The organism is Cupriavidus sp. UME77, assembly GCF_014170355.1.
GTDB lineage: Bacteria > Pseudomonadota > Gammaproteobacteria > Burkholderiales > Burkholderiaceae > Cupriavidus > Cupriavidus basilensis.
This window is the reverse complement of sequence record NZ_LZZU01000021.1, coordinates 17,531-37,290: the sequence shown is the minus strand read 5'-3', so window position 1 is coordinate 37,290 and position 19,760 is coordinate 17,531. Positions and strand designations below refer to the sequence as shown.

16 protein-coding genes are annotated in these 19,760 nt (G+C 59.3%); 6 read left to right on the top strand and 10 right to left on the bottom strand.

The annotated features are described in order from the left end of the window. Positions 1-7: 7 nt before the first annotated feature. The 6 genes from A9975_RS09870 to A9975_RS09845 all read left to right on the top strand — a co-directional run bounded on the left by A9975_RS09870 (position 8) and on the right by A9975_RS09845 (position 7,947). A complete protein-coding gene (locus A9975_RS09870) occupies positions 8-514 on the top strand; it encodes a hypothetical protein (RefSeq protein WP_150984873.1) in 507 nt (168 codons plus the stop codon). Position 515: 1 nt separating this feature from the next. Beyond that, positions 516-806 (top strand): hypothetical protein, encoded by a 291-nt coding sequence (locus A9975_RS09865; RefSeq protein ID WP_183032530.1) that lies wholly within the window; start codon positions 516-518, stop codon positions 804-806. Then, on the top strand, positions 806-1,423 hold the full coding sequence (locus A9975_RS09860) for a DUF4400 domain-containing protein (RefSeq protein WP_183032529.1): 618 nt from the start codon (positions 806-808) through the stop codon (positions 1,421-1,423). Before A9975_RS09865 ends, A9975_RS09860 begins: the two co-directional genes overlap by 1 nt. 63 nt (positions 1,424-1,486) lie before the next feature. Next, positions 1,487-2,350 (top strand): ATPase, encoded by an 864-nt coding sequence (locus A9975_RS09855; protein WP_255503133.1) that lies wholly within the window; start codon positions 1,487-1,489, stop codon positions 2,348-2,350. A gap of 9 nt (positions 2,351-2,359) precedes the next feature. Beyond that, entirely contained in the window at positions 2,360-4,087 is a 1,728-nt protein-coding gene (locus A9975_RS09850) for an ATP-dependent helicase (RefSeq protein WP_183032528.1), read from the top strand. A 2,525-nt stretch (positions 4,088-6,612) separates the two neighbouring features. Further along, on the top strand, positions 6,613-7,947 hold the full coding sequence (locus A9975_RS09845; RefSeq protein WP_183032527.1) for a replication initiation protein: 1,335 nt from the start codon (positions 6,613-6,615) through the stop codon (positions 7,945-7,947). 90 nt (positions 7,948-8,037) lie between these two features. On the opposite strand, the gene A9975_RS09840 is transcribed toward A9975_RS09845, so the two are convergent. From A9975_RS09840 to A9975_RS09795, 10 genes are all read right to left on the bottom strand, one after another. Beyond that, positions 8,038-8,370 carry a stability/partitioning determinant gene (locus A9975_RS09840; protein ID WP_150984879.1) on the bottom strand — a complete coding sequence of 111 codons (333 nt, stop codon included), beginning with the start codon at positions 8,368-8,370 and terminating at the stop codon, positions 8,038-8,040. After that, on the bottom strand, positions 8,370-9,077 hold the full coding sequence (locus tag A9975_RS09835) for a ParA family protein (RefSeq protein WP_183032526.1): 708 nt from the start codon (positions 9,075-9,077) through the stop codon (positions 8,370-8,372). Before A9975_RS09835 ends, A9975_RS09840 begins: the two co-directional genes overlap by 1 nt. Before the next feature lie 3,525 nt (positions 9,078-12,602). Beyond that, complete coding sequence (locus tag A9975_RS09830) at positions 12,603-12,971, bottom strand: LysR family transcriptional regulator (RefSeq protein ID WP_183032525.1); 369 nt, start codon at positions 12,969-12,971, stop codon at positions 12,603-12,605. A gap of 56 nt (positions 12,972-13,027) precedes the next feature. Continuing rightward, positions 13,028-13,612 carry a PPC domain-containing DNA-binding protein gene (locus tag A9975_RS09825; protein ID WP_220810687.1) on the bottom strand — a complete coding sequence of 195 codons (585 nt, stop codon included), beginning with the start codon at positions 13,610-13,612 and terminating at the stop codon, positions 13,028-13,030. A 65-nt stretch (positions 13,613-13,677) separates the two neighbouring features. Continuing rightward, positions 13,678-14,961: a TRAP transporter large permease gene (locus A9975_RS09820; protein WP_183032524.1), complete on the bottom strand. Its 1,284-nt coding sequence runs from the start codon at positions 14,959-14,961 to the stop codon at positions 13,678-13,680. A 16-nt stretch (positions 14,962-14,977) separates the two neighbouring features. Next, the gene (locus A9975_RS09815; RefSeq protein ID WP_220810686.1) at positions 14,978-15,505 is read right to left on the bottom strand and encodes a TRAP transporter small permease; all 528 of its coding nucleotides are present in this window, start codon (positions 15,503-15,505) and stop codon (positions 14,978-14,980) included. Between the two features lie 17 nt (positions 15,506-15,522). After that, entirely contained in the window at positions 15,523-16,455 is a 933-nt protein-coding gene (locus A9975_RS09810) for an amidohydrolase (protein WP_183032523.1), read from the bottom strand. A 19-nt stretch (positions 16,456-16,474) separates the two neighbouring features. After that, entirely contained in the window at positions 16,475-17,467 is a 993-nt protein-coding gene (locus A9975_RS09805) for a TRAP transporter substrate-binding protein (RefSeq protein ID WP_183032522.1), read from the bottom strand. Positions 17,468-17,541: 74 nt separating this feature from the next. Continuing rightward, on the bottom strand, positions 17,542-18,732 hold the full coding sequence (locus A9975_RS09800) for a fumarylacetoacetate hydrolase family protein (protein ID WP_183032521.1): 1,191 nt from the start codon (positions 18,730-18,732) through the stop codon (positions 17,542-17,544). A gap of 1 nt (position 18,733) precedes the next feature. Beyond that, complete coding sequence (locus tag A9975_RS09795) at positions 18,734-19,705, bottom strand: tripartite tricarboxylate transporter substrate binding protein (protein WP_183032520.1); 972 nt, start codon at positions 19,703-19,705, stop codon at positions 18,734-18,736. Positions 19,706-19,760: the final 55 nt, after the last annotated feature.

Sequence of the window (19,760 nt, the reverse complement as noted above, 5' to 3'; positions counted from 1 at the left end):
CGCCGACATGCAATCAAGTCTGTTCCGCGCAGTGGTCAAACAATACAAGCTGTCGCCGAAGCTCTCGCCGGCGTTCACGGTGTCCCCCGAACTGATCGACGCGTGCAGCCGTGTTGTCGACTACATCGGCCTCAACTTCTGCATCCGGGAAGAGCCGTTGGTCAAGGAAATGCTGGTTGATGCGATCCAGTCGTACCGGGCCGCGCGTAAGGCCGGCGACGCGAACATCGCCTTCATGCAAGGACTTTTCTCGCGCTCGCACGAGCTCTACGAGAAGCGTTATGCCGCCTTCAAAGGTGAGAAGTACAACGTCTGGTATCCGTACAACGAGCCGATTCCTGTGTTCGAGGCAAGGCAGGAACCAGGCTATGTATGCCGCGTTGTCGACGAACCCTGCCCGGGCGTCGTGACGCAGCGCAGCGCTGCCTTTCAGCTCGCCGCCCGCGTGCTGACTGGTCACACCTTCCGCCGCTACTTCGAGGAATACGATGTCGCAAAGTTCTATGCTCAGTGAGATGGGTGTGTCCCTCCGCTACGCCGTGGAGAGCGTCCGGATGTTCCCGGTCAAGCTCGCAAGCCGCTTGTCCGGCGTGGCGTGGGACGACGCTGCAGGCATGCAAGCGTGGATTCGCCTGGACATGGCGGCCGAGAAGCGTGGCGCCATTCCGGAAGAGTTCCGTTACGGCCGCGCAGCATTCTGCTTTTCGCTCATACGCCTGTCGCTCGTGAAGCCCAGGCATTTCTGGGGTGCCGTTGGCTCGCTGGCCGTACTGCCCATTCTCCTTCTCCGCCAGTGGGTGCTGTGATGGCAGGAAGCCGATTTGCCGGGCATATCCGCGTTTGGTTGCTCGCCGCACCCCTGATGCTTTGCGTGCTCGCACCCATGCTGCCGGAGAGCGAGCGCTTCGAGATTGGCGCCGACGAGCAGACCTCTGTCGAGGCGGTCCTGGGTGAGGTGCGCGCCTCTGGCGCCACAGGTGCCGCGAATGAGCGGTTTCGTGCGTGGTTCGTCGACTCTGGGTTGTTGCGCTCTTCGCTGTCAGGTTCAGCTTCCAGCTCCGCCCTTTCGGACGCTGGTGCGTCAGACCTCGGGAGGCGATGGGTGCGCAACTTCTGGATGACCATCTATCGCGCGCTGTATCGGGCAGCCGTCGTACACACCTGGGCATTCGGCACCATCGTCTTCCTGATCGCGATGCTCAACGACGGCGCCGTGGCCAGGCGCATCAAAGCTTCTGCCGCGGGATTCGCGAGTCCGCTCTCCTTTCACCTCGCCGCGCACGGCTTGCTGGTTACGTTCGGCATCGGCGCGTCGGCGCTTCTGGTTCCCGTGCCGCTGCTCGCTTACTACTGGTCGGCTGCGGCACTTCTGGTCGGGGTGCTTGGCTGGCGTCTTGCAGCCTCATTCCACGTCAATCGCTAGCTTGCTTCGCCCTTTTTTTGCATTCAATTCGCGGACCCTATACCGCACCAACGGAGAACCTACATGACCACCGCAGAACATATCGACATGATCGACGATGCAATGACCCTGCCGGCCGAGGTCGCCCTCTCCGGCGACCATACCTCCACAGCCGGAACTTCGGGGTTCACCGAAGCGGGCCCGCTTGAGCCGGGTTCGGTCGAGCATGAGCTTCAAGAGATGGTCGATGCGGCGGACTCCCTACGCAGGGACGGTGTGATCACCGCCGCCGACGCTGAGAAGAAAAAGGCCGAAGTGGAGAAGACTCGCAAGCTGTTCCGCGAGCTGCCGCCCGAGCAACGCGCGGCCATCGTCAAGCGCCGCCGCGACCTGGGTCTGCAGATCCTGAACCGCGAGCTCGCCGGTGCCGCAGTGGTGGCAGTCGACCTGAAGCTGAACCACACACGGCTCCGCCCGCTGTTCCTCCAGTCGTGGCCCTACCTGAATCGGATGAGCCTGAACCTGCAGCGCTTCGGTGCGGATACGTTCGGCCGAAGCGAACTGACTACCATCAACGACTTCCTCGAACGTGAGCTGGCCAAGCTTGAGGACTACGTCGACGAGCAATTGCGCGTGGCGAAGGCTTACTGCGAGATGCGCGAGGCGGAAATGAAGGCGAAGAACGACATCATCTTCCGGCCCACGGTTACCCGGCCGTCGCTGGAAATGGAGATCCAAGCGTACTCACGCTTCTCGCTGCGCGCGCTGCAGGTTCTGGTCAATTTCGACAAGACGATGGACGAGTTTGATTTTATGGTGTGGAACGGCATCCGTGATCAGTCCGACGTCAATGACCAAGTGAACAGTTTCCTGCGCAAGTTCCAGCCGCTGGCGTTGCGTAGCTACACCACGCACTTGAAGTTGATGACGACGATCCGCGGCATCTAGAGCTCGTCGATGCCCGCCCCGTCTCTCGATAAACTCAACGCCGCCCAACGGGAGGTCGTGCTGCTGCGTAGCCACTGCGTTGCGGTCGCATGCCCTGGTGCGGGTAAGACCTCCACTATGGCCACGAAGGCAGCGCACTTGCTGTCGGATCCTGAGGTCGTTGTGGGGGCCGTCACCTTCAGCAAGGATGCGGCGCTGGAACTGCGCGAGCGCATTCTCGCGCTTGCAGGGGAAACTGCTAAGAGGCGGCTCATTGCGGGGACGTTCCACTCCTTGGCCTATAAGCAAATTCGCGTGAAAGGCTCGAAGAGCCAAACGATCCTGATGGATGGCGAGCGTCTCGCATTAGTCGATCAGGCCTTAAAAGCGGCGGAGCTCGATTGGAAGCTAGACGATGCCATAAGAGTCATTGAGAACCTCAAGACTGCCCTAGCCATCGTGCCGACAGATACCCCTGAAGGACGGCTTCTGGCTGCCTATCAAGACTCCCTTGAACGAAATGGGGCGCTCGACTTCCATGACATGCTGCGTCATAGCGTAAGTGGGATGCAATCCGGGTCACTCAAGCCTTATCCTTTTCATCATCTTCTCGTGGACGAGTTTCAGGATACTGACCCACTTCAGTATCAATGGGTGTGCGAGCATGCCCTACACGGAGCCACGATTACGCTTGTCGGGGACGATGACCAGAGCATCTATGGCTTTCGCTCGGCGCTCGGCTTCCGCGGCATGGAGTCCTTCATCAGGCAATTCGACGCTCAACCGGTAATACTCGGAAGCAACTATCGGTGCCGCGCGGAGATCCTAGCCGCTGCGGACCGAGTGATCGTCAACAATCGCGATCGGATTCCCAAGACGCTTGCGGCAGAACGGGGACCGGGAGGGACTATCGAGTTTAGCCGGTTCGGCGATGAATATGACGAGGCGGTAGCTGCTGTAGAAGCGCTGTCGCCCTTTCTCAGCAACGGTAGGAGTGGGGCGATTCTGGCTCGAACCAACCGGATTCTGGACCCGGTCGAAGCCATATGCAGATCCCACGGACTCAAGTACTACCGCGCATCCGGAACCTCGATTCTCAATCGTCCAGAGGCGGCCCTAATGGGAAGCCTTTTGGAACTTGTGCAGCGGGTTCGATCCCGTGGCATGGACACGCTCTTGGGCTTCGCCGGCCTCAGCGTCCACGAGCTTCGTTCTCTCCACGAAAAGCTCGGTCCGGGCCTACAGTTCCGCCAGGTAAAAGAGCTCGCTGGACTTGCCCTCAGCGATAGCTCGGTCGATACCTTTAGAGATTTCTCGAAGCGGCTCTCCGAGTGGCGAGCCTTGTGCGAGCGGCAGTTTTTCTCGCTGGTCCTCGAAGGCGTGAGCGATTGGATGTTGCGCCACGCGAAGGCCGATGCGGCAAAACGCGCCATCCGAACAACGTACGACGTACTTTCTAGGTTGAACGGTCCATTCTCGGACCGATTGGAGTTCCTACGGCGGAAGAACAATGAGCCTGGTAACGATGCCATTGTCCTTACCACCCTTCACTCTGCGAAGGGCTTGGAATGGGACGCAGTGGTTCTAATTCGGGTTGAGGAGACCGTGCTACCTGACGAGAAAGGGACTTCCGAAGCTGAAGAGAGAAGACTCTTTTATGTTGGTATGACAAGGGCCCGCGACTCGCTCTTCATCAGCACGGCAAAGAAGAACCCCACCTCACGCTTCGTCTTTGAAGCCGGCTTGCTCCAAACCTAGTTGTCTGACACCTCCTAGTGGAGCGACCGCGTACCGTCGGGTTGGCTGACTTCGTGAATGCCCTAAGGACAGGCACGAGCTGCCGGCTGAGAAACCAGTTTAAGGAACACTTGGCACGCCACGGCAGCCAGTGGCCCGGAGCCAAAGCCACTCCACCCTGAGTTGCGGCGGTGCGCCACTGGACGTCATTAAGCAATCATCCAGCAGCAAGCTCGCCCTAATGACCAACCGGCTCAGCGAGCCGGTCGCTATCGCCTCCAACCAAATCAAATCGGACGGCGCCGCCTATATGTCGCTTCGCGACGGGCCGATTTGGAGGGAGCCGCCTGCGCATTGGGTGGCGGTTAGTGCCCTTGGCCGTGACGCGCCCCTTGGAGACCAGCGAGCGTTCCTGTCTCGGCTATGCAGGCCGTCTGTACGGTGGTTACGCGTCCCTGCGTCTCCCGACCAACGCTCGTTCCAGGCGAGAGATCTGCGCAACACGACGCAGCAGATTCTGTGACAATTCGTCGAACTTGTGTCCGGCATGAGCAAATATCCCGCGACCACGGGTTCTGGTGGTAAGCAGCACACTGCGATCGGCAGCGTGTGCATTCCGCCGCAAAGCGCCCTTCCGGTGTCTCACGTCGCCGTATTCGCTGCCAATTCCCATGAAGGCAATCGGCTCTTGCGTCGCCGATTCGTACAGAAGTTGTAGATCACGCCAGGAAGCGGAGCTAGGCACCGTGCGCATATGCCCAGAGGTTGCCCTGCTGGCCTTTGTGCGCCGGGGCAGGCATGGCACCCGGCCGGGGGCAAGCGGCACCGCGCCGCGAGCGTCAGATGCAGCTCCAGGGCCACGTTAAGGCTCCCGCACAGAGTCCGACTATCCTTTCCATGATCTCCGACCGTCGAAGACGATGCAGGGTTGCCTAGGCCAGGGCAAAGTGGAAGAGCAGGACGATTGCCTGATAGCACTTCCCATTCGCTTCGTGACGTCTTAGGGCGGGCCTCAAGCTACCCCCACCCAGACATGCCAGCGAGATTGATTTTGCAGTGCCCCATGTGACCGTCAATGCCCTTAGCTCGCAGTTAGGCGCAAGGGCACCTGCACGGTCCCGCGGTGTAACGAGTTGGGCCGCAGTTTCGTATTGCGCTTGCTTGGTGCAACGGATTGGGCCGCAAATTAAAGTTGGCCGGAGAAAGGTGCATCGTTTTGGGCCGCTTTTGACCCGCAACTCGAAAAAGTGAGTACTTCCTATCGCCAGAACCGTAGTGTTTTGGAAATTGGGATAGCTTTGCGGACCAAGGGGATACACCTTTCCATCCTGGCTGCCGGAAAGAAGCTTCAGTGGGCTCATCCGTTCTCCGCGTCGATTCCTTGCGGACCAATAGATTGCGCTTTCGCGGTGGTGGTAATGATGCGGCATTTTTTGCGGGCCAATTCGCTACACCCTTGGCCTATATGTGGCGCATACGCAGGAGAGCCCGGCAGCAGGCCACGGAGGCAGGTGCTGTCCGAGTGGCAATGTACGGTGTTAAGAACAGGTGCCGTACGCGTTCGATGGGAGTTGCGGACCAAGGAACAACACTTTCTTTGCGGCAAAACTGAGGCGCGTGCCGCCGCTGGCGAGTATGAGGGTGCTCGAGCGGACCAATCGATTGCACCTTGAGCGTGGCGCTGGCACTGCGGACCAACAAACAACACCATCTCGCATCGGCTGCCAGAACTGCGCACCAATCAATTACACCTTATGGGGTGGGTGGTGCTGCGGACCAATGGACTGCACCTTCTTTGAACTAAGAGAATTGCGCACCAATAGATAGCACCTTGGCGAGTGGACGATTTGCGGACCAACAGAGTGCACCTTTGGATGAATCGCCAGGACGCGGACCAATCGATTACACCTTGAGCCGGTGGTTGGATTTGCGGACCAATGGACTACACCGTCAGTAGTTCGGCAGTCGTGCGGACCAATCGATTGCACTTTATCGGGAGCGCTCGGATTGCGGACCAATGCATGACACCTATATGTACGGCTGCTCTGGGTTCAACTGCTGCTGCTGTGGATAACCTGGTCGGTTTTGACTTTCCGCATTTTTTTGTGGAGAGCAAGCAGCTTCTATGTTTGTAAACCAGCTAACGTATACGAGGGCGTTTTTCTTGTTGTAAATCAAAAGGTTATGGCAAGCAAAGTGTACTTTTTTGGTACCAAGGTGTGATTCATTGGTTCGGAGGTGTCATTTTTTGGGCCGCAGAAGTGTTAACTATTGGTACCTCAAGGTGTTATTCGTTGGTCTCAAAGTGCAATTCATTGGCCTATGGTGTTAACCATTGGTTTGAGACCCTTCGAAGACCGTGGATCGCTTGGCAGGTAAGGCTTTGCAAGCCAGGGTTCATTTCAAAGGTGTAAAGCATTGGTGCGGAGGTGTAGATTTTTGGTGCGGCGTGTACGTCGCCTCCGCATCAAGGTGCAATCGTATACTTGACTCGTTGCACCTTTAGATAGATATTACCGGCACTACCGCTAGTGCACCCCTCCCCTATGGCTGACGTCCCACGTAATCTCCAGGAGCAACTGGGCTTCGACATTTTCAACGCAGTGCGTGGGGAAATGGGTGCGGCAACGCCGATCACTGAGTCGAGCCGCGAGATAGGCTATCGGAAAACGAACGTATTGATCGACGTTTCCCCGCTGACGCTCCTCGCCCGCCGTGCTATCAATGCACTCTGGTTGACCGTCTCCGAGAATCCCGACCTATCACACTACGATATTGAACTGGGCTATTTCAAATGGCTTGCCAAGTTCGAGACATCCAACAACCTAGCACACCTAAAGAAGGCATTGCGCGAATGCCAAAGTGCGTCGGTGCAGGTATCTGTCGACGATACCGATGGTGATCCGCAGTGGGCCTCCGTGCCACTGCTCGGATCTGTTGGTATCTCCGGCGGCCGCGTGGTGTTCAAGGTCGACGAGATGATCAGGCGGCAACTCAAGGATCCACAGCGGTACACCTATCTGTCGTTGCGCATGTCGGCTGCATTGAGCAACTATGCCTACATTCTGTACGAGAGGTTGAGCTCGCTCCGCTTCATGGGGACGACTGAATGGATTCCGCTTGATGTGGTCCGAAAATGGGTCAATGCTGACTCGGTTAAGTCGCTTACCGAGTACAAGCAGTTCAAGCGTCTCGTGCTTGATAAAAGCACGGAACAGATCAACGAATTGACCGACCTGTATGTTGAATTCGAGACGAAGACCACGCCTGGATCGCGTCGCGTAGCGGCTCTGCGCTTCAAGCTGCGCGATAACGCAAAGGGCAAGCTGGTCCTGGACTTCGCTCATCCTCACGAGTTGAAGGATCTCTATGAGACCCTTGTTAAGGGTTTCGGCCTTAGCAAGCGGCAACTCAACGAAATCATTGGCAACCGCGAAGTGAATACGGACGAACGCATTCGTAAGGCTATCGAGTTGGTGAAGCATCGTGTGCGCGTCGGCGGAGTGAAGTCTCCCGGCGCTTACCTAATGCGAGCGATCAAGGAAGGCTGGGAGCTTAGCGAAATCGAACGAGAGATTGCTGCTGGTAAAAAAGTCGAACCCGGTCAGCCGATCCAGATCGCCCCTGCTGAACTCGAGTTCGCCAGTTCACTTGAGCGGGACGTTGATGCAGGCCTGGCGGCATTTCAGGCGTTGGACAAGGCGGCACGAGACGAGGTACTTGCCTCGCTATATCGCGAGACCACCTTCAAGATGGCCACACGGCGCGCAAAGATTAAGTCCGAGCCAGATGAGGCAGCCATCCTTGGGCGGAAGGCCCTGAAGACGGAATTGGGCCTTTTCATGAGCAGAACCCGAGGACAACCTGTAGTGCCACAGTGATTGCGGCACTCTCACCAAAAAGGGGGCTAGCCCCCTTTTTCTAATGGTGCGAGATTAGCTGATAGCTACCAGATAGCTACCAGATAGCGGTCAGCGCTTATATTTTTCTTCCATCGCTTCCACGGCGCGCTCGAGCAACGCACCGGACGGGATATTCAGTGCTTCGGCCAGAGCATTGAAGCGCGCAATCGTATCGGGGGTTGCCTTGATATTGATCTGCTGATTACGACCAGTTGTGAATCGACGCTGGCGTCGCGGAGGTGCGGTGGTCGCCGCCGTCTCCAGTTTGCGGGCATCGCGACTCACGAAGCCGTTCTCCTTGGCGACTTGCTCAATGGCCTGCCGATCGGGCCGTGGCTTGTCTTCTCGCGGCCGCGGCTCAAAGTCATCAAGCGCGGCGTCAAGTGGATTCGCTCTGCTCATTATGCAGTCTCCTTCTTCTCTTCCATTTGGCCCTTGCGCAGGAACTGAAGGACCTCACCTGCGAACAATTCCGCGTTCTCAATTGCCTTGTCGACATTTGACACCTCGGAGCGGCTAAGGCCCGAGAGCGACTGTCGGTAGGCGAACATTGCCTTGAAAGCTGCGCGTTCATTCAGCTCTGTCTTGAACACGGGAATACCTGCATTAGCAAAGGAGCGCCGGATGTGTGTCGTTTCTCGACTCTGGATTGCTACGGATGTTCTAGTGAACAGGACAGCGTAGGGAAGCTTGTAGTCGGGCTTGTGTTTTTGGATGCCTCTCTCATGCGCACGGATGAGGCGGAACGCTCTGCCAGCCTGTTCCGCGTCCAGTTGCGACCCTTGCGTAGGCACTACAACAAAGTCTGCTTCGCTGATCGCGTGCGCGACGATGGTCGCAGCGGTTCCTTCCAAGTCGACGATCACGAATGCGGACTCTTTCGCCGCCGCATCAATCCTGTCGGCAATGTCCTCCTCAGTGACATCCGAGATCACAGTCATAGACTTTGGAGCCGCACCCTCAGCAGCCCAGGTCTTCACGGGGTGATTCGGGTCGGCGTCAATGACGGTGACGCTCTTGCCGCGCTCTGCGATTTGGGTGGCCAAGACTAGGGATGATGTCGTTTTCCCTGCTCCGCCCTTCGGGCTTACGAACACGATTGTCGGCATCGAGTTTCCTTTTGCAAGTAGCTATCTGGTTGCTAGCAGGTAGCGTGGCTAACTAGTTACAGGAGTATAGCGGATAGCTACTAGATATCAATGGCTACTAGGTAGCTACTGTGATACCCAATTGGTAGCTTCGATGGGCTAGGCCAATTGGGCGTTAGGTATCCATAAGATATCTTATAGGTATCTGAAAAGTAGCTGACAGATATCGACCCCATAAACAGGACCCCTTGGGAGTACAAGAGTACCCCTGAAGCCGATGTAACCAGATAGCTACCATATTGGTAGCTATCTGGTTACCAATCGTCGAAGTGCTTCTAGGCCACCTGTCAGCTCGCTACCAGCTAACTCGTTAGAGCAATAACTCCGGCTTTCCGGTGGCGATGGCACTCGATAGCGTGCAGATATCGAGTGCCAGCCGTGAACCACGTCGAGCCGGCACTTCCGCCGGTAGACGATTCAGAGGACGCCGGGCCGGGCAGTATTGGCGATGTCGCTCCTGCAGTACTTTCTGAGATTTGCCAGCGGACCAAGATATGTTGCTTTCCCAGATTCGCCCAGCACCGGCACCGGGACGCAATAGTCGGCGGAAGAAGGTATCTGGTAGCTATCAGATAGAGATGCAACGATGCCCGATAAGTACCGGATAGCGGACTGATGTCTAGATACCCGATAGATATCTGAAAGCTAGCCTTGGATCGGCAACGACGAGTATAGCGGGATCCATCCGGTACCGAATCAGCCGGCGCAGCTACTTGGTAGCTACCAGTAAATCCGACTCGCTATGCCGCGGGGTCGTAGACTTCCAATTCTCTGCAGCGACAGAGCGGAACACCAATACAAGCTAGCTGGTAGCTAACCAATAGTTTCTGGTGCGAGATGCAACGATGTTCGATTGCTTCCAGGTAGTAATCGCTACTAGTTAGCTACTAGCGAAATGAGCTAATCGAAACAGTGCCGACATGGCCACTGGAAGGATATCGGATAGATACCTATCAGATAACCTTTAGTAGGCGCAACGACAAGTACAGCGGGATTCCTCCGGCCCCGAATCAGCCGGCGCAGCTACTTGGTAGCTACCAACAAATCCGACTCGCGATGCTGAGGCGTCGTAGACTTCCAAATCTCTGCAGCGACAGTCTGGAACGCCAATTCAAGCTAGCTGGTAGCTAACCAATAGCGTCTGACGCGAGATGCAGCGATGCTTGATTGCCACTTGGCGGCAATAGCTACTAGCGCAACGAAACGATTGAAATAGTACCGACAGACCAACTGGGATGAAGATAGCTAATAGATACCTGTAAGATATCCTTGATTGGGCGCAACGACGAGCACAGAAGGATTCCTCTGGTGCCGAAACGGCCACTGCAGCTACTTGGTAGCTACCAATAAATTCGACTTGCCATGCCACGGGATCGTAGACTGACAGAGTGGAACACCGTTCTAAGCTAGCTGGTAGCTACCCAATAACCCCAGGTGAGAATGCGGTGATTCCACTTAGCAAAAATGGCTACCAGGTAGCTACTACCCATAACGCAATGGCCAAGATCGTACCGCTATGGCAGCTGATGTTGATACCTAACAGATATCCTTAACGGGCGTATCGGCGACCAGGTCGCGATTTCTCAGATGTGGAAACAACAAACTGGCCGACGTTGAGATAGCTAGTAGCTGCCATCGTAGAAATTCCGCTACCTGATAGCTACCAATAAATCCAGATCACTTCTGCGCGGTAGATTGGAGTATCTATGCCGGCTATCTGGTAGCTAGCCGGCAGCCTATGGCGTGAGACGCAACAATGTGCGAGAGCCACCAGATAGAAACGGCTACTGGCTAGCTACTAGCTTAATGCGACGGTCGCGGGAAGAACGTGTGGCTAACTGGTTTGGGGATACCTTGTGGATAGCTGATTGGTATCTCGTAATGGATGCACCCGCAAGCAGCGCAGGATGTCGCCGAGGATTCGGCGCATCAACTCGTCGATAGGACCGCCATTGGCTACCACGGTATCAACAGCCAATGTTGCTACCTGGTAGCTACCAATAAAGCCAACTTGCTTCGGCACGTCAGTGTAGCTATGCCAAATTTCTGCGCAGTAGATTGGAATATCTATGCAGGATATCTGGTAGCTAGCCGATAGCCCGTGACGTGAGACGCAACGAGATGCGATAGCTACCAGATAGCAACAAGTTACTTGCTAGCTTCTAGCTCAATGCGACGGTCAAGGTAAGAACGCGCGGCTAGCTGGTCTGGAGATGCCTTGCGGATACCTGATCGGTATCCCTTGGTGGACGCACCAGCAAGTAACGCAGGGTGTTGCCGAGGCTAAAATGGCCAGACTGCCGCGTCAATAGGACCGTAAGTGCCTAGACGGTAACAATGGCCAAAGTTTCTACCTGGTAGCTACCAATAAATTCGACTTGGTGTGGTGCGGGATCGTCGACCTCTCTGTATTCGAACACCTGACCTGATGAGAGGGCGGCCAAAGTACGACCCCGCCCGGCTATCAGGTAGCTATCAGCTAATGACTTTGGGCGGTGTTCTCGTCGTGAGGAATGGTTAGCTACCAGATATCTGGGGGTATGCATCGCCAGCCGATACTCCAACGCGGTCCAGCAGGAAATACGTCGGTGTGAATGAGAGGCACGAGTACTAGTTGCCTATCTAGCCAGTCGGTAGTCACGACCAATTGATATCCGATCCTGAGAGCCTCCATCTAGGTTGGCTACCAGATAGCTAACTGTATAGTCGAGAAAAGCGGATCGGTTTCCTAGGGAGCCTCCCAAGCCCCTTTGGGGCCAGGCGCTCGAGAAGCCTCTCCAGAAACAAAAATAGCAAACAGCTCTAGGCTAGCTGGCAGCGGCATTTGTAGAGAAGGTGAGCCCTAGTGCTCGAAGTACTAGATGGTTACTGGATAGCTACTAGCTAGCTGACAGTAACCTGATGAGTGGCCCTAATGAGACCTCTGTGTGGACTACACGTGCCTCATAAGTGCACCTATCGGGGCAGTTTGAAAAAGCTCTCGGAGCGCGCCCATGGTCGGTCTGCCAACCCACTCAGCCCGTGACCGTGTGCTGGGGATGGGACTGCGCTCCTCCGCTGTCCATTAAAAATAGCACCTCACCGTGATTCACAATGAACGGGCGATAACTGATAGGCATCAGTCATCGCTGTTTCTCAAGTTCACATATCTGGTCGCTGCAAATGCTGCTGTGCTTGGCTCTCCGATCAACACGGCGACGCCGTGTGTGCCTGAAGTGAGGCAATCCCAGCAACACGAGGCGCTATTCGTGAATGCTCGGCGAAGAAGCCTGGCCACAACCCTTCTGGTGGCTAACGGTGTGGCGTAGACCTGAAGGCGAGCGGCGGGGGCCCAACGTAGCCGAATCGAGCAAGGGGAGGGGCGGACCAATACGCGAACGGCGGTCCTGCGGAGCCGACATCCGGACGTACTCCTCGATGGGCCGAGGGCGCTCAGTCTAAGTCTGCCAGTACCGCACCAAGGGTATAAGTCTTTGATTTTCAAGACTAACTATCGACTCCACCAATCATCCGCTCAAAAATGACGACCAAAATGCTATGCCGATAATTGTCGATCTTGCCCCGGAGCCTCATCGCGACAACGGAGTCGCACTGAACGCCGAGGAGCAGGGAACCCAGAGTGGGAGATGGCACAGCAATGGCCGTCCGCGCCCAAGCAGCGGCCCTCACACGGTCTACCACCAGTTCCTGGATGGCCTTGGTGATGGCTGATTGCCTCAAGCTCAGTTTACGGCCCGCGCGGACGATCGAATCCGACTGCAGTGCACGATCAAAGGTTCGCATGGACTTGAGCTTGAGGCGGCGCGGCATCACGTCGCACAGGCTGACTGTGGGATTGCTGGGCAAGAGGCTCATTTCCATCACTGCATGGTGGCAATGACCCTAGCGCCAAAGAATAACCCTCATGTCCCCTACAACCCCAAAACATTTGCCCCAATGTTTGGATCGATCTCTCGCTCAAGACGTTGCGGATACACAGACACCGTAACCTCCAGCGACCCCGTCCCAACCTCCATCGCCAGGATATGCCCCCCGTAGGTGTCAAACAGTTTGTCCCCGGCGACCCCATGCGCATGGATAGAGGGTTTCCCATCCTTCCACGCCAGACTCCCCACAATGCTAGCCATCTCCACATTCTGGAATGTCTTGGGATTGAACGCCTTCTTGTTCGCATCCCAGAACCCAAAGGTCACGTTGGCAAAGCCGATGGCGCTCAGGCTTGCGCTGGGCACGTGCTCGCAGATGGCAAAAGCTTCGATCTGCGCGAACACGTTGTCGCCCATACGCAGCACCAGCAGGTAGCCCATCGGCGTTTTGATATAGCGCTTGACGCTGACACTCGGGTAGGCGGGGTTCTGGCTAGCGGCCAGCGCGGCAGCGCATTCGCTCGATTGCGCGCGGGCGGGCACGGACGAAAGGCTGAACGCAAGGATGGCCAATGTAGCCAGAGCCATGCCGTGTCTTGGCCGCCTGTCGACGGTAACTGTTTGCTTCATGGCAGTCTCCTTCTTGGGTATGTAGGTGGTAGTCATTGTTTCGATCGGGGCAATCATGAACAGGCTTAGCGCAGCCAACTCGCCGGCACGAGGATGAGTTGGGGGAATAGCACGAATAGGAACATCAGCGCGGTGAGCGACAGCAGGAAGGGCCACACGCCCGCGATCACACTATCGAGGCTGCAGCGCGAGGTTCCGGCCACCACGTTGAGCACGGTGCCCACCGGCGGTGTCAGCAGCCCGATGGCGTTGTTGAGGATGAACATCACGCCGAAGTACACGGGGTCGATGCCGGCTTTGGTGATCACGGGCATCAGGATCGGCGTCATGATCAGCACGGTGGGCATCAGGTCTAGCGCCGTGCCGACGATGATCACCAGGACCATGATCACGAACATCAGCAGGATCTTGTTGTCGATGAAGGGATCGAGCAGCGCCGTGACCTGCGCCGGGATATTGGCGATGGTGATGAGCCAGGCGGCGACCAGCGCGCAGGCAACCAGGAACAGCACCGTGCTGGAGGTCTTGGTGGCGGCGACGATCAGGCGGGGCAAGTCGCGTACTTTCAGCTCTCCGTATACGAAGCGGCCGACGGCCATGGCGTAGACAACGGCAACCACGGCGGCCTCGGTGGGCGTGAACACGCCGATCTTCATGCCGCCGATGATGACCACTGGCAGCACCAGCGCCCACACACCGTCCATCAGCGCCTGCCGCAGCCGGCGGAACTCGAAGCGTTGCGTGGCAACAGCGGAGGCCGATTCCTTGCGGGCGCAGAAGTACCACGTGGCGGTGAGCGTCAGTGCCATCATGGCGCCGGGCGCAATGCCGGCGAGGAACAACTTGGTGATGGATACCTGCGCCACCACGCCGAACACCACGATGGCGATCGATGGGGGGATAACCGGCGCGATGATGCCGCCCGCCGCGATCAGTCCGGCGGAGCGCGGCACGTTGTAGCCGGCGTTACGCATCATGGGGATGAGCAGTGCGGCCACCGCGGCCGTGTCCGCCACGGCCGAGCCGGAGATGCTGGCTACCACCGTAGCGGCGATGATCGCCACATAGCCGAGGCCGCCGCGCACGTGGCCGACGGTAGCTTCCGCCACCCTGACGATGCGGCTCGACAGCCCGCCGGCGTTCATCAGCTCGCCGGCCAGCATGAAGAACGGGACGGCCATCAGCGGGTAGTTGTTCACGCCTTCTAGCATGTTCTGCGCAATGATCTGCGTATCGAAATTGCCGAGGTGGAACATTAGCGCGATGCCCGACACCAGCAGCGAGAATGCGATCGGCATGCCGAGCGCCATGGCGCCCAGCAGGGAACCGACGAATACAACGATAGTCATGACAGACTCCAGGAAATCATTCGCCGCTGACGCCGGACTCCGGCACCAACTCCGCGCGCGGCATGCGCCCGCTCAGCAAGCGCCACAGCGAGTGCGCCAGCAGGCCGGCCATGCCCAGGCTGCTGAACAGCAGGCAGGCGTAGACGAGGCCGATGGGCACGCCCGTCACCGGGGCCATGTCGTCCATGCCGATCACCACCAGCTTCCATGCGCCGTTGGCCAGTAGCAGGCAGCAGGCGAGCGCGCCGGCGTCCGAGATAAAGCGGCACAGGCGCTGTCCCGGCTCGCCGAGCCGGGACACGATGGTGGACATGCCAAGGTGCGCCTTGTCGCGCATGACCAGCAGGGCGCCGGTCAGCGTCAGCCACATGAAGACGAAGCGCGAGGCTTCCTCCGAGAATGCGATGCCTGAGTTGAAGGCGTATCGCAGCACCACATTGGCGAACACCAGCACGATCATGACGGCCATCATGGCCACCATCGCGCCTTCCGCCGTACGCACCATGACGCGGGTCACGGTGGGCTCTTCGCTTGTCCTTTCCATATTCGTTGTCTCTCGATTCATTGATTCGTCTGGCCGATCCGGTAGAAGCGCAGCGCGTTGCCGTGCCACACGGCGTGTGCTGCCTCAGCGCCCAGGCCATCCAGTCCTGCGGCCACCGTCGCGATCACTTCCCCGATGCTCGCGCGCAGCCCGGACACCGGCAGGTTGCTGGCAAACATGCAGCGCTGCCAGCCGAAGATGTCCAGCGCCTGCCGGATGACGCGCGCATTGCCGGCCCGGTCCCACGGTGCATCGGGAAGGCCGAACTCGGAGAGCTTCACGTGCACGTTGGGTAGGCGCGCTAGCGCTTCCATTCCGCCGCGCCACGCGGCAAGGCCTGCGTCGGAGCGGTCCCATGGCAGCCCGGTGTGTTCCAGCACCACGCGCAGCATGGGAAACATCGCGACCGCATCTGCCGCCTCTTGCAGATGCCAGAACGGCACGCGCAAGTCCCACGACAGGTCGTGCGTGGCCAGCAGGCCGAGGCCTCTCAGCCAGCGCGTATCCTGCAGCGTGCCGGCGTGCCCGCGCACGCTCTGGTCAGCGCGCCGGCTCGTCACCGGCTTGCAGCGCACGCCGCGCACCAGCGGAAAAGCCGCCTGCGCCAGCAAGCGCTGCTCCAACTCGGCGCCGTTGAAATCCGCATGCGCCACGATGGCATTCGGAAAACCGTGAACCGCGTGGATCCGGTGGAGCCAGCCGGTCTCCGCGAGGGACTCGTCGGGATGGCGCTCGGCTTCCACGTGCACGGTGGCGGCGATCGGCATGTTGCCCGAGCGCCTCTGGTAGGCGTCCGGGCCAAAGTCCTCACACAGCGTGGCGTAGTCGCCGAGGAAGAAGGCTTGCGGGTCGTACTTCTCCTGCAGCCACGGATAACGCGCGTCGTCGCTGAAGCGCCAGAGATGATGATGTGCGTCTACAATGACTGACGGCGAGGGCAGCGTTTGCATGTCCGGTCTCCGCGCGGCTTTAGCGTTGGGCGTCGATGGCGCGCAGCACGGTGTCGCCGTTTTTCTGCACGTAGAGCTGGCGCGTCTCTTCCTTGACGATCTTCTTGATGCTAGCCACGTCCGGATGCTCGTTGACCTGCATGCCCTTGGCGCGCAGCTGGGCGATGGCCGCCGCTTCATTATCGGCGTTGAGCTTGCGCTGGAACGTGGCGGCGGCCGCGGCTTCTTCCAGCAGGATCTTCTGGTACTCCGGCTTGAGCGAGTCGAACTTCGCCTTGTTCATCAGTACCACCAGCGCGGTGTAGGCGTGGCGCGTGAGCGATAGGTATTTCTGCACCTCGTACATCTTGGACGACAGCATCAGCGTGGGCGGGTTTTCTTGCCCGTCCACCGCACCGGATTCCAGCGCACCGAAGACCTCGGCGAACGGCATCGGTTGAGGGCTTGCGCCGAGCAGCTGGAACGCCTTGATATGCGACGGGTTCGGCGTGGTGCGGATCTTTAGGCCGCGGATATCGTCGGCCTTGTTGATCTGGCGCTTGTTGTTGCCCAGGCTGCGAAAACCGATCTCCCAGAAGGCCAGGCCCTTGATCTGGTGCGAGCCCAGTTCATCGAGCAGCCCGCGCCCCACCGTGCCGTCCAGCGTGCGATAGGCCTGCGGGCCGTCGTCGAACTGGTAGGGCAGGTCCAGCACATTGAGCTTGGGCACGAGCCCGGTGATGAACGGATTGCCGGTGGCGCCGATATCGATGGTGCCGCTGCGGATGCCGGTGACCAGCGTGGTGTCGTTGCCGAGCTGGCTGTTGGCAAAGACCTGGATCTCGACAGCGCCTTGCGTGCGCTCCTTGACCTTCTTGCTGAACGATAGCGCGGCCAGGTGCTGGGAGTCGGTTTCGGGCACGGTATGGCTGAAGCGCAGCTTGATGGGTGTTTGCGCGTTGGCCAGGGTGGCTGTGGTGGTGGTGGCCGCGAACATCGCGGCCACCACGATACGCGAGATGGCGTGTCTCATGGTGTCTCCTTCGAATTGTGTGTCGGTGTGGCGAGCCCGGGTGGTCCCGGGTCTCGCTGGGTCGGGCGAAAGGCTCAGGGAGGGGGGCCGAGCAGGCCGCGGCGTGCGAGGTTGCTCATCAGGGCGCCGATGCCGAACCGCCATGGCGGCAGGTTGGCGCTGTTGCCGACCCAGTTGACGAGGCTGCCGAGCCGAGCCGCGCGGATGGACACGCGGTCGCCCAGGTGATGCGTAAAGCCGGCGCCGGGCGCGTCGCGGTCCTGCACGGGCGCGAACATCGTGCCGCAGAACAGCATCATGCCGTCCGGATACTGGTGGTGCGGGCCCATGGCGTGGCCGACGAGTTCCTGCGGCGAGCGGCTGATCTGCGTCATGGAGCTGGCACCTTGCAGCACGAAGCCGTCGTCGCCTTCGATGGTGAGCTCGATGTCGGTCGCGCAGATGTCGTCGATGCCATACTCCGCGTCGCACAGGCGGATCCAGGGGCCGATGCTGCACGAGGCATTGTTGTCCTTGGCCTTGCCCAGCAGCAGCGCGCTGCGTCCTTCGAAGTCGCGCAGGTTGACGTCGTTGCCGAGCGCCGCCCCGACGATGGTGCCACGCGAGGATACCGCGAGCACCACCTCCGGCTCGGGGTTGTTCCACGACGAGCCCGGATGAATGCCCACGTCCACACCTGTGCCCATCGACGACAGCGGCGCCGCCTTGGTGAAGATCTCCGCATCCGTACCGATGCCCACTTCCAGGTATTGAGACCACAGCCCCTGGGCGAGCAGCACCTCCTTGATGCGCAGCGCCTGCGGCGAGCCCGGGCGCACGGCGGCGAGCCCGGCGTCGGCAAGGTGTGCCACGCTCTGGCGGACCGTCTCGGCCTTCGCGGCATCGCCGCGCGCCTGCTCCTCGATGACGCGCTCGATCATGCTGGCGGCAAAGGTTACGCCGGCAGCCTTCACGACCTGGAGGTCGTTCGGCGCGAGCAGGTGCCGGTAGCGGGGATCGGGGCCGTGCTCGCAGGTGGATGCCAGCCAGTCTGCTACCAGCCCAAGCGATGCACCTTCGGCACGCCTGACCGCGTCGGCCGGGTCAGGCAGATCAAGCAAGCTGGTGATGGTCGGATGCAGCGCGCTTAGGTCGAACAACTGGCCGTTGCGCACGACGACCGGCGTTGGGCCGCCTTGCGGTCCCGGTAGCCACACGCGGCCAACCAGCACCGCCTGCGCGGCGTCGCGCGGCAGGGTTTCCTCGATGGTGATGCGGCGCGCCATGTCAGACCTTTACCTGGCCGTCTTTGACCACCTTGGCCCACTTGGTGAGCTCGGCGCCGATAAAGGTGCCAAAGCGCGCGGCGCTACCGCCGCCATCCTCGGCGCCGAAGCTGGCCAGCTTGTCCGCCACCTCCGGCATCGCCAACACTTTGTTCATGTCGGCGTTCATCTTTTGCACCAAGCTCGGCGGCATGCCCGCGGGGCCGACCAGCCCGTACCAAGTGCTGGCGTCGAAGCCGGGGAAGCCCGATTCCGCGACGGTGGGCACGTTGGGGAAGCTCTTGGCGCGCCTGGGCCGGGTCTGTGCAATGGCGATCAGCTTGCCGCCCTGGATCTGCGGCGTGGCCGAGGTCATGGTCTCGAAGCTGAAATCGATCTGCCCGCCGATCAGGTCGGTGAGCATGGGCGCTGAGCCGCGATACGGCACATGCATCGCATCCACGCCGGCACGCAGCTTGAACAATTCGAGCGCCAGGTGCTGCGCCGCGCCCGCGCCAGACGAACCGAACGTGATCTTGCCCGGACTCTTGCGGCACTGGTCGATTACATCCTTCAGGGTCTTGGCGCCTTCCCGCGTATTGCAGATCAGCAGATTGGGCGTGACGCCCACCAGCATGATGGGCGTGAAGTCGCGGCCGACCACGTAGCCCAGCTTGGGATACAGGCTGGGCGCGATGGCGTGGTTGCTGATGTTGGTCATCAGCAGCGTGGTGCCGTCGGCGGGCTGCTTGACCGTATACTCGGCGGCAATCACGCCGGCGGCGCCGGGACGGTTGTCGACGATGACCGACGTATGCCAGAGCTCGCCGAGCTTGTTGGCCATCACGCGCGCCATCACATCGGTGCCGCCCCCGGGCGGAAAGCCCACGACGATGCGGATGGGGCCGGTTGGCAGTGCCTGCGCAAAGGCCAGGGGTGCGGCCAGCGAGGCGGCGCCGGCGGCCGTGGCAGTGAGGAACGTCCTGCGTAGCATGGCTTGTCTCCAGTTTGTTTTTATAGGTACAGCGGACTTCTTTGCGCTCTTATGC